Here is a 10,068-nt window from a genome sequence, read left to right on the forward strand (position 1 = left end):
TACTTGTTTGAAGGATTAGGAAGCCTCTGTTATTGTAACCGTATAGCCTAAGTTTTCTAATCTTTGAACCGAATGGCGTACAATAGATACCTGTCTTTGTTTATCAAAGTAGTCTTCACCTAAGTCTACATACATTTCTTTTCTAGTTAACAGGTAATATGCGATCCGCAATATCGCATCTGCAACTACAATAGCTGCTCTTTTGTTGCCTTTTCGCCCAACTGTTCGTCGATACAATGCACCAAGATAGTTTTTTGAACCCCTGACTGATTGAGCTGCTTCAGTTAATGCTGATCTTAAATACTTATTTCCTTTTTTCGATCTAGTTGATTTTCTTTTTCCAGCACTTTCGTTATGTCCAGGTACGAGAGCTGCCCACGAACAAAGATGTGCCGCAGTTGGAAATTGATTTTTAACAGCAGTACCGATTTCAGCCAGGATTTGTTCAGCCATTCTTCTGGCGATTCCATGAATTGAATCTAGTCTCTCAATATCTTCTTCGTAAGAGCTGACTCTTTGGACAATCTCTTGATCTAACATTTCAATTTGTTCAGTTAGAAAATCAATGTGAGTCAAAATCGCTTTGAGCATTAATCGTTGATGTGGGTTAACATAGCACTGAAGTGCTAATTCAAGTTGCTCTTTTTTCTTTTTCATTGTACGACGAGCGAAGTTTGCTAGCTTTTCAGGATCATCTTCACCATCTGCAATTGCTCGAAGCATATCCTTGGATGAAACCCCCATAATATCTGATACAACAGAACCAAGTTTGATATTGGCTCCTTCTAAAACTTTTTGAATCCGATTATGTTGTCTTGCACGTTCTTCTATAATACTACGGCGATAGCGAACAAGTTCTCGCAGCTCTCTTTGAGTCCGATTTGGAATGAAACTCGCTTTGAGTAGACCATGGCGAAGAAGTTGTGCAATCCATTCGGTATCTTTAACATCAGTCTTACGACCTGGGAGTGCCTTCATGTGTTGGGCGCTTACAACTAAATACTCAATTCCTTCAGATTCCAGTAGGTTAACAATAGGTTTCCAATAAACACTGGTGCTTTCCATTGCGACATGGTACAACCATGTTCCTTAACCCAGTCGATTAACTTAAGCAGAAATACTGTTTTAGTCGAAAATGTTTGAATCTCCTTTCCATCAGGTGTCATAATACACGCAGTGATATTATCCTTATGAACATCCATACCACATGCTCTTTCAATGATTACATCCATTGAAATTCTTCCTTTCTAGGCTTGTAAATTGGAGGCTGATGCAACAATCAGAATAAGGATTAATCTACCATGAGTGCTTCCTGCAAGGGAGCGACAGTTTGTGATGCACCGTGGTCGTTGGAGTCAGACTATCGGATGGCTCTATGGCACCATAGTGTATCGACCTTCCTCTCCCAGCCTTAGAATAAGTATGGACGGATTCAATACATTTTCATTCTTTGTGGTGAAGAGCTGGTTTTTAGCGATTCATGGATGGCTATCGGGGGCGAAAGATTAGGATGGGAGTGATCGAGCATTTGACATCTAAAAAATTCCTGATTTCTATATTTATTCCTGCAATACTTTCTATTGTTATCCGTTCCATACTTCGTGCCAATGGTATTCACAATTTTCTAAGTGAAAACTCTATTGGTCAATTTTTATTATATTTGGTTTTGTTTGCATTGTGTTACTTATTCTTTAAAAGGAAGTCTGATAAATAGCAATTATATATTAGATAAAATCAATTTAACTGGTAGCTATACTTTAACAACCAATGGACTTTTTGGACAATCCTTTTTTCATCCCCGTTATTCAACTAACGATGTAGGTTAATGCAATAAGGATGTAGAAGTTTCTTATAAAGGAACGATTTAAAAGAGGAGTTTTTATGGATATTATTTCATTAATAAAGCTAAGAAAATATGATGATTACGTGTATAGGGCAGTTATTTATGATGATTTATTCCTTACAAAAAAAGCTATTAAAACAATGGAATCAGCAGTTAGAAATGAAAAATTCAATAAAAAAGAAATAGCTAGTGGCTATATATTTTTAGGGACACTTTATTCGAAAATAAAAGACTACGGAAAAGCTTCAGATTGTTACCATCAAGGACTTGAATTATCGATAGATGAGAAATTTTTTTATAGCAGCAATTTAAAAAAAGCAATTGAAACATTTGTAAAAAATAAGGATATAGAAAAAGCAAGATTCTGGTTGGATAATCTTCTTCAACGACAAAGTTATGATAGAAAATTTAAACGACTAAGCATATTAAAAACCAAATTAGAATGAGAACCTTATTATACTAAAGGGTGCTAGAGGGGTGAAATGGTATAGTGCTACAATCCTTTTATAAGGGGGATTCCTGAAATTAATTAGGAGGGTTTTGTGTGTTTCGATGGAAATTTGATAACGGATCAAAAAAGAAAATAGGGGTTTAAGGAGAAGATACAATACTTTTGTAGAGGATTTAACTGACTTAACCAAAACAATGCCTAATTCTAATGATTCTGGTTTAGGATATTGGCATTTACACTTACCATTCAGCCAAGAATACATAGATTCGAAAAACATTTTGAACAAATTCAGGCGAGATTTTATGCGAAAATTAATCGAACCGGGCGAACATTTAATAAACATAAAGAAGCAAGAACAAAGTGATTATTGCATTTATGTGATTATATCATTACCTCATTTGTTTGACTCACAGATTGTAGTAATTCCAGATAAAAGTTGGTTTGATGGTTTTTTCAAGAGAAACTCAACAGAACAAAAATGGATACCTCTAGGTAGCGAAAGAAATTTAATAAAAGAGTGGAATATTGTTTTATCTTCTGATTTGAAAGTTCGGGGTTTCAAGGAAATAATATCGGACGATTGCTTCAACCATGAAGGCGAAATCTGGTTTATTGGTGAGTTAGATTAATGAGATTCTGTTAAAGGGTGGTATTCTTCAAACCAAGATGGTACTATTTTTTAAAAGTTTGTGAAATGTTGTACATAAACTATCGGGGTGCTTTAGAGAAAGATCAGAGATGACAATTGTGGCAGCTTTTCTAATTCTTCTAACGGGCGGGTTAACTTACAAAAAAACAAGGAGAAAAATTCGCCCTGTACCTTATGAAAACGGAAAAGAAAAAAAGCCCCTCAATGATTGAGGAGGAAGTGTTTATTTGAAAATTAGTCGTATATCACATTTTTTCCTTCTTCACTTAATTTCTTTAAAGATGTAAGCATATGATTTATCTCTTCATCAGAGTGTCTTTCCCATGAAGCTAATTCAGCTATTATTTTTAGAGGTGATTTAGATCTATATGAGCGTGTTGGGTTTCCAGGAAATCTTTTATCAGTCAAGTTAGGATCATTTTCAAAATCCCCTAATGGTTCTACAATGTAGATTCTTTCTTTTGAATTAGATGTTGCTAATTCAGCACCCCATTTGGCGGCATTTAATGTAGCAGTAAAGTATATATGGTTAGATTTTTTTTCTTGGTAATTTGATAAGTGTTGCGGTTCTAATAAATCACCAATTTTTAATTCTGCTTTAGTACCATGAAAAAAAGGACCATTATCTAAGACATCTTTTTTGTCATTCATACTGATACACCCCTTCTATTATTAGATTTGTATTTAAAGTATAATATAGTGTAGGAATTACAAAAAAATACTCTATTATAAAAATATAAATAACGGTATAATGTAAGTATAGAGAATGATATTGAGTCACTCTGTTAATGATTATTTTAAATTTATTAAATTAAATGATACTAATATTTATAGTCCAGCTGCCATTCTAGGCGGCTTTTTCTTTTTGTGCTAACTGGGAAGGTTTGTGGAGAAGGAAAGCTGAGATTAACTTTGGGGAAATACACCTTATTTTAATTTAAGATGATGGTATTGTGAATTTATTGCGATTTATTATACTTTTATTTTCATTAATGCTATTTAATAACACCCCCGCACTAGCAGCTCCAAAACAACTCAATCTTTTAGAAAGCCAGTTACTATCTTTTATGACTGGTTTGCACGTAGGAGAACCGAAACAAGCCGTTGAATTGTGGATATTAGGCGTGAATAATCGAAGCGGTACTGTCCAGTATGCGATGTTGTCCCCTTCGCTTCAAAAACAATTAAGGAGAAAATTTGAGCAAACTCGCTGGGTGACAGGTCAGTCAAGCCTTCGGTTAGTAACTTTCGTTTTACCAAAGTAGAAAAGCTTAGCGAATCCAAAATGCGATATACCGTTAAATACGATTTATGGCCATCATATGGAGATTTTGGTGGTGGGCAGAAAATTATAACTGTGGAAAAAAATCTAGAACCATTTAAAGAGTATTGGTTTATTTCATCAATAACAACGAAATATAATCAATATGAAGCATTTACCCCAGGCGAAACAGTTTTAAAATAGAGAAATCCAACAAAAAAACGTTGTTGATCATTTTATAACAGCGTTTTTTTACTGTGATTTTCACTGTGGGATTTGAACAGAATTCATATGCGTATTTATGATTCTTATACTTACACTTCAAAGAGAAGCCCGTTAATTTAGATAAAAAATCGAAGTTTGTGAATAAATCTATATAAACAAACGGGTAGCGTTAGTCGAACAGTGGGTTACTGCGGCAACCTTTTTAATTTCACTGACGAGCTTGACCGTCTAAGTGGCGGTCATTTTTACTTGTTGTGATAACAGGCAGATTAATGAAACAATTATTACAATTAAAAAAATCAGATTCAATTCCCACTATAAATGATTTAGTTGACTATTATACTTGTCCAATTAAAATCAAAGTAATTTACATATTATATCACTAGAAAATAGAAAGGAGGTGGATTAAAATATGCCACTAGTTTATTCTACCGGACCTCTTGAAAACCAAATAGATGCTACAGCAGCAAAGTCATCAACCCAAGTCTATACCAAAGTTTTAAACAACCATGAACACACGACAATTACTGCTAAAATTGAAGTTTTTCGTTTAGATGGAACTAAAAAGACACAGCCACATTAACAATCTCACCAAATTCCTCAGGATTCCATGTTTCTGATGTTTCAAATGCTTTTGAATTTGAGGTACAAATCCAAATCAATCCTAGTCGAGATAAAGATGATGTTTTAATTGGAGTTTTTGGAAAAGATGCAGCAGGAAACCTTAACCCAAGTCACCGTTTAGTTCATAAAGAATTAACTCGAATCGATGAACTAACAATTGAATGAAATTAAATACCCAGTATGTATAGAGTAAATAAAATGGTTACGGAAGGTTCAAAAGAAGGTTCTTCCGTAGCCTTTTTGTTCCTTTAACTATAAGATTGTGAAGAATTACACTTAAAGTAAATGGGTGCAATTGTTTAATAAGACAATCGTTCTTTTGCTATCAACCTGAATAATGGATAGGGATTGGTGAAATTGTAAATCTGAGGTGATGTAATGATTACAGTTAAGAATGCTGAAAGTTATCTTAAACATAAGATTGATGATGATACCAATGATATAAAAAATGTTTGGGAAGCATTTAAAGCTTTTTCTACAGAGGACGTTGAGGGAGAAGAAGAAAAAGAAATTTTATTTCAATGTGGTGTCTATAAGTTTACTGGAGAAAAACTATTTCATTTTGATTTTATACGTCAGTTTACTGTTTATGAAGAAGAAGACTATTCTCATATGGAACAGTTACACTGTGAATTTTCATTTAAACCAACAAATGAATTAAAAAAGTTAAAGGTAGAAGAATGGTCAATGGATTATGATAATATAGATATTTTTTTTAATCATATTGAAAGTCTTCAGGAGTTTAAAATACCAATAAATTTGAAACCGTTAAAATCAGAAATATATCAAGAAGAAATATAATCCTATTGCGTTAACGGGTGCTTGAGTTTAACAAAGAGTTGTAGATACGACTCTTTTTCTTGTTGAGCTGACGTGGCATGATAACTAAATATGGTGATAAATTTTGGTCTTAGGATTAATTTCTAATTACAAAATATAGGAGAGAATTTTTCTCTCCTAAAATGGACTGCTTAGTATGCTTTTCCGTCATTATGCTTATATTCCAGTAGTTCAAATCTTGTGTCTCCTAAGTCTCATGCATTACCATTACCTGGCACTCTCGGTGTAAATTTGAAAGTCATTGAATCAAATTTGATACCAGCTTCTTTATCAGGATCTTGTATTATAATGACTGCTGTTAGTTCGTACCATCTTTTTTTCTCGTCATCTTTTATGATATACTTATCATTTTAATTTTAAATCAACCCCAGATCATTTGTTTCCCGTATTCTTATTTGAATAACTTTGTCGGCTTTAATTTGGATAAAATCTAAAAACATATCATTTGGAGTTGCATAGATTTCCTTTACATTTTTATTCCCGTGTGCATTTTCTTCCGCATTATCGAAAGTACATGGGGTTACAAATAAAAATGTTGCTAAAAGCATTGATACAACATTCTTCATTTAATCACCTCAAATATGTATTTGAATGTAATATTATGTGTATTTAACACTAAAAATATTTAGAGGATTGGATAATTAAAAAGACAGATTTGCACAACAAATTATTTAGCAAACCTCAAAAGTATAAATATACCAGAATTATTTTGATTTTAATGGTACTTTTCTTGACCTTGTTATTAGAGTACGGAAAGGAATTGCTAAATGATAAATATGGTTAACACAACTATATAAGAACAATTGTTGGTGCATTTTTAGCTTCTATCTACTTTAACTTCGCACCAGTCATATTTAGAAGAGTTAAGCAGTAATACGACAACAATTTGCAAATAATAGGTTTTGCTTGTTGAACTAACTGGCAGTTTAGTTTAAGTGTATTTCTTCACAATATTAAGAGAAAAGTATTCTTTCTTTGTTAGTAAAATCGTTTTTTTTATATTTGTCTGGTGTCACCAAACTAAATTAAAGGCATTTCTAAAATTGTGTAAATACTAAATCAATTAAGTACCCATTATATTGAATGATTTGAACAAAGTTTATTATTTATTGCTGTGAACAAAATAGCCATGTTCATACCTGGCTGTTGAACTTCCGCGCTTTAATATTTTTTAGTAATTATTATATTCTCTCTACTAATTCTCCGACTTGCTCTGCCATAACGCGTGGCGGATAAGGTATTCCTTCTTTAAGCCACCATTCCACCAGTTCAAAGTATTCAGCGGAAACAAATCGAATAATGATATCTTCGTTTAATCCTTTATTTTTGCCTACGGTAACATTGACTTCGTCTCTTAAGATGGGGATAGGGAAGCCACCTTTTTACGAGGTACCGCCAACAAAAATGATTTTTAATGTACCGTATTTATGATACGTTTCACCGTAATGAATCAATATGAAGTATAGAAATTGGAGAATCTCTAATAATAAAAAATTAAGAGGACAAACTTTAGGAATTCTTTTAGTATCGGAGTGAACCGTGTGCATAGTAGTTATTGGTTTTTTGCACTACTCATTTCAAGCACGATTCTGTTTTGTTTTATTTTATTAAAAAAAAGAAACTCTCGATCCCTGTTTCTTTATTTAACAATGGTTGGATTTGGTTATATCATCGAGACCACTATATTTAATTTCTTAGGAAGCTATGATTATAACCCCAATATTATCAAGCATAATTCATTTTATGACAGTGAATTGGGAGCGTTTTTCTCAAACGCATTATCTTTGCCGGTCACAGCAACCTTGATAGCAACTTTCCACTTAAATTGGCTTTGGATCATCTTTTTTTCTGGATTCTTTGTAGGGATTGAATGGTTATTTTTAAAGCTTCATATCTATACACAGCACTGGTGGAAATTAGCATATACAGGATTAGGTCTCCCTTTATATTTTTCTTTAGCTAAGATTTTTTATAAATGGATTTTACATCCTTCAAGGGGATTCAAACACAATTTGATGCTTTATTTAATCACGGGTTCCATATCTGCCAGTGCCCATATTCTTCCGATGCTCTTTTTCTTGAATAGATTTTATCGCCCTAGATGGTTTGGGAATCTAGGGAAAGATTCCATTGCCTTCTCAGCAATTTACTATTTATGCGCAAGTCTTTTTTATTGTCTTATGGTTAAAATCAATTGGAAACCGAAATGGTTCAAATATATTTTAACAGGTTTATTTATTTATACTGTGAATCAAGTGCTTGAAAAGATTGGAATTCTTCATAGTCTCGTGTGGTGGGACCAAATTTACTATATTTGTTTAGCATTATTTCTTATTTTCCTTATTGGAGTTATAGATAAAAGATTATCTAAACAAATAGTAGCCGATAAAAATTCATCCTAATGAAAACAGGTGCGGTCTTCATTTAGACGAAATTATTTGTGAAAATATGTACTTCAACTAACTGGGTGCTTGAGCTTAAAGATGACCGCTGTAGCGGTCTTTTTTCTTGTTGAGCTAACTGGCAGTTTAGTGTAACAAGGGAGATGTAATTTTGTTTTCTTTGCCCTATGAAGTGCAGCAAATGAAAAAGCTAGGAATCGTTCCTAGCGTCTAGTTTTTACATATTATTTATTTCTCCTTCCTGTTGGCGAGCGAGTCACGGTCACTTGCTGTAGGAGGCTGCTCTAACCACCCATTTTTTATCATTAGGTTTGCTCCGTCCTCTGCAAATTGTACGAGTTCTAAAATTAGTCGTATGTAGTGGGCACCTAAATCTCTTCTTGAATTAACACTCAAAGCAGAACCATAAAATGAAATGGATAATTGTGTAGACAATAGAATTTGGTACATCATATATTTATCCGAAAAGGTCATAGAAGTAGAGCTCGTGATCATCGATTGCCATGAAACAGGAGAATTTAATTTATCTTCCTTAAATACCAATTCAAATATTTTTATGTGTTGATTGGCAATGTCAAGTCCCCTCATGAAATATTGACGAATCTCTTTGGATTGGGCTACTTGGATGAATCCTACTTTTAAAGCAGCATGTAAATGCATTTTTAGCATGTTGAAAGTAATATCTCCCATTTCGATAGCATTCAGAGGACGACGATCTCCCAACCATCCCGTTAAAAAGCTTTGGTGCTTTACAAAATCGATTGATTCGGGTGGTGAAATAACAGGAGGTCGTACAAAAAGTCCTTTCGAAAGCATTAGATCAATGGATTGATCAAAAAGCTCCATCGTTTCGGACATACAGGTTATGTAATACTTCCGTAAGTCAGAACGAATCGAAGTACCAATAGACAAAGAATATCCAGTCATCCCTTGCAAAGTCATGATATAAATATAATTTAGGTAGAAGGGGTCTTGAAAAAGACGAGGTGCTTGAATGTTTACATCATCTTTTTCTGTAAACCCATGTGGGATAGGATAATTTTCATTTACCATGAATTCTGTAATTTTTTGGACATGCTTTTGGGATAATCCAAGGGCAGTTTGGTAGATTGATTTGACATCGTGATCTTCAATATGCTCCAGTGCATAACGAAAAAAACAAATGGACATGGTATCAAAAATGTATTGAGTCCAAAGGCTTGCCATTTCTGGAGCAGTTAATCGAATGGGGTTATTTGTCTCCAAGATTTATCCTCCAATAAACGAACTAGTACATTGTTTTTATTGTTTTCTTAGAGGTGAAAAATATGTAAAAAATTAGAAACCTCTTAAATCAAAAGATTTTACTGATGAGAAACAAGGTGTAGTTTTGATAAAAACAGTATTTGTGGAGGTTTTTTACAAAGATACTTCAACATGGTTCGATCCGGGTGGTTCCGTAATTCCGATTATTATCGGGATACATTTATAGCTTAACTGGTGTGATTCTTCACGATGTATTTTGCCTTTTTCTAATCTCACAAAAAATTGTGAAATAGTGCACTTAAAGTAACGGGGGCTTGAACTAAATAAGGAGAAATAAAATTATGAAAAAACATTGTTGCGAGGATATGGCTTATCATGCCAATTTCGAGTGTGATATACATAAGAGTAGTAGCTGCGACTCTTTTTCTTGTTTCACTACCATGAAAATTAACTTCTGTAAGGACCGAAAAATGGCAACACTTAAATAGACGCAGCTCATTCAACTTTTTTAAAAGGGTAGGAGCGTCT

At 33.5% G+C, this 10,068-nt stretch carries 13 protein-coding genes and 1 pseudogene; 8 read left to right on the forward strand and 6 right to left on the reverse strand.

Translation table 11 applies throughout. From position 1 onward, the window contains the following. Positions 1 to 15: 15 nt before the first annotated feature. Positions 16 to 1,232 (reverse strand): annotated as a pseudogene (locus JOC76_RS28375) (IS110 family RNA-guided transposase). A gap of 100 nt (positions 1,233 to 1,332) precedes the next feature. Between JOC76_RS28375 and JOC76_RS28380 the strand changes: the two are divergent. From JOC76_RS28380 to JOC76_RS28390, 3 genes are all read left to right on the forward strand, one after another. Then, positions 1,333 to 1,509 carry a hypothetical protein gene (locus JOC76_RS28380; protein ID WP_205182131.1) on the forward strand — a complete coding sequence of 59 codons (177 nt, stop codon included), beginning with the start codon at positions 1,333 to 1,335 and terminating at the stop codon, positions 1,507 to 1,509. A gap of 372 nt (positions 1,510 to 1,881) precedes the next feature. Then, on the forward strand, positions 1,882 to 2,289 hold the full coding sequence (locus JOC76_RS28385; protein ID WP_205182132.1) for a tetratricopeptide repeat protein: 408 nt from the start codon (positions 1,882 to 1,884) through the stop codon (positions 2,287 to 2,289). A 199-nt stretch (positions 2,290 to 2,488) separates the two neighbouring features. Beyond that, positions 2,489 to 2,923, forward strand: coding sequence for a DUF3916 domain-containing protein (locus tag JOC76_RS28390; protein ID WP_205182133.1), 435 nt, complete (start codon positions 2,489 to 2,491; stop codon positions 2,921 to 2,923). Positions 2,924 to 3,177: 254 nt separating this feature from the next. Here JOC76_RS28390 and arr read toward each other — a convergent pair whose 3' ends face one another. Then, positions 3,178 to 3,594, reverse strand: coding sequence for an NAD(+)--rifampin ADP-ribosyltransferase (gene arr, locus JOC76_RS28395; RefSeq protein ID WP_205182134.1), 417 nt, complete (start codon positions 3,592 to 3,594; stop codon positions 3,178 to 3,180). Between the two features lie 302 nt (positions 3,595 to 3,896). Here arr and JOC76_RS28400 point away from each other — a divergent pair, with 302 nt between their 5' ends. The 4 genes from JOC76_RS28400 to JOC76_RS28415 all read left to right on the forward strand — a co-directional run bounded on the left by JOC76_RS28400 (position 3,897) and on the right by JOC76_RS28415 (position 5,854). Continuing rightward, positions 3,897 to 4,208 (forward strand): hypothetical protein, encoded by a 312-nt coding sequence (locus JOC76_RS28400; RefSeq protein ID WP_205182135.1) that lies wholly within the window; start codon positions 3,897 to 3,899, stop codon positions 4,206 to 4,208. A gap of 20 nt (positions 4,209 to 4,228) precedes the next feature. Next, entirely contained in the window at positions 4,229 to 4,408 is a 180-nt protein-coding gene (locus JOC76_RS28405; protein ID WP_205182136.1) for a hypothetical protein, read from the forward strand. Between the two features lie 433 nt (positions 4,409 to 4,841). Continuing rightward, positions 4,842 to 5,012 (forward strand): hypothetical protein, encoded by a 171-nt coding sequence (locus JOC76_RS28410; RefSeq protein ID WP_205182137.1) that lies wholly within the window; start codon positions 4,842 to 4,844, stop codon positions 5,010 to 5,012. Positions 5,013 to 5,431: 419 nt separating this feature from the next. After that, positions 5,432 to 5,854, forward strand: coding sequence for a hypothetical protein (locus tag JOC76_RS28415; RefSeq protein WP_205182138.1), 423 nt, complete (start codon positions 5,432 to 5,434; stop codon positions 5,852 to 5,854). A gap of 395 nt (positions 5,855 to 6,249) precedes the next feature. Here the strand turns inward: JOC76_RS28415 and JOC76_RS28420 are convergent, their stop codons facing one another. Beyond that, positions 6,250 to 6,459, reverse strand: a complete 210-nt coding sequence (locus JOC76_RS28420; protein WP_205182139.1) for a hypothetical protein — start codon at positions 6,457 to 6,459, stop codon at positions 6,250 to 6,252. A 615-nt stretch (positions 6,460 to 7,074) separates the two neighbouring features. Next, positions 7,075 to 7,260 (reverse strand): TetR-like C-terminal domain-containing protein, encoded by a 186-nt coding sequence (locus JOC76_RS30330; RefSeq protein WP_205182144.1) that lies wholly within the window; start codon positions 7,258 to 7,260, stop codon positions 7,075 to 7,077. A gap of 282 nt (positions 7,261 to 7,542) precedes the next feature. Here JOC76_RS30330 and JOC76_RS28430 point away from each other — a divergent pair, with 282 nt between their 5' ends. Beyond that, entirely contained in the window at positions 7,543 to 8,295 is a 753-nt protein-coding gene (locus tag JOC76_RS28430) for a hypothetical protein (RefSeq protein WP_205182140.1), read from the forward strand. Positions 8,296 to 8,523: 228 nt separating this feature from the next. Here JOC76_RS28430 and JOC76_RS28435 read toward each other — a convergent pair whose 3' ends face one another. Continuing rightward, a complete protein-coding gene (locus JOC76_RS28435; protein WP_205182141.1) occupies positions 8,524 to 9,540 on the reverse strand; it encodes a DUF3231 family protein in 1,017 nt (338 codons plus the stop codon). A gap of 272 nt (positions 9,541 to 9,812) precedes the next feature. Further along, the coding region (locus JOC76_RS28440; protein ID WP_205182142.1) for a hypothetical protein at positions 9,813 to 10,068 on the reverse strand (256 nt) is incomplete at its 5' end.

It is taken from the genome of Neobacillus cucumis (assembly GCF_016908975.1).
Lineage (GTDB): Bacteria > Bacillota > Bacilli > Bacillales > Cytobacillaceae > Neobacillus > Neobacillus cucumis.

What these genes read in the sequence shown, in the direction of transcription:
- JOC76_RS28390 (WP_205182133.1), top strand. Translation starts at nt 2,489, where the DNA reads ATGCCTAATTCTAATGATTCTGGTTTAGGATATTGGCATTTACACTTA.
- JOC76_RS28410 (WP_205182137.1), top strand. Translation starts at nt 4,842, where the DNA reads ATGCCACTAGTTTATTCTACCGGACCTCTTGAAAACCAAATAGATGCT.
- arr (WP_205182134.1), bottom strand. Translation starts at nt 3,594, where the DNA reads ATGAATGACAAAAAAGATGTCTTAGATAATGGTCCTTTTTTTCATGGT.
- JOC76_RS28430 (WP_205182140.1), top strand. Translation starts at nt 7,543, where the DNA reads ATGGTTGGATTTGGTTATATCATCGAGACCACTATATTTAATTTCTTA.
- JOC76_RS28420 (WP_205182139.1), bottom strand. Translation starts at nt 6,459, where the DNA reads ATGAAGAATGTTGTATCAATGCTTTTAGCAACATTTTTATTTGTAACC.
- JOC76_RS28405 (WP_205182136.1), top strand. Translation starts at nt 4,229, where the DNA reads ATGCGATATACCGTTAAATACGATTTATGGCCATCATATGGAGATTTT.
- JOC76_RS28385 (WP_205182132.1), top strand. Translation starts at nt 1,882, where the DNA reads ATGGATATTATTTCATTAATAAAGCTAAGAAAATATGATGATTACGTG.
- JOC76_RS28415 (WP_205182138.1), top strand. Translation starts at nt 5,432, where the DNA reads ATGATTACAGTTAAGAATGCTGAAAGTTATCTTAAACATAAGATTGAT.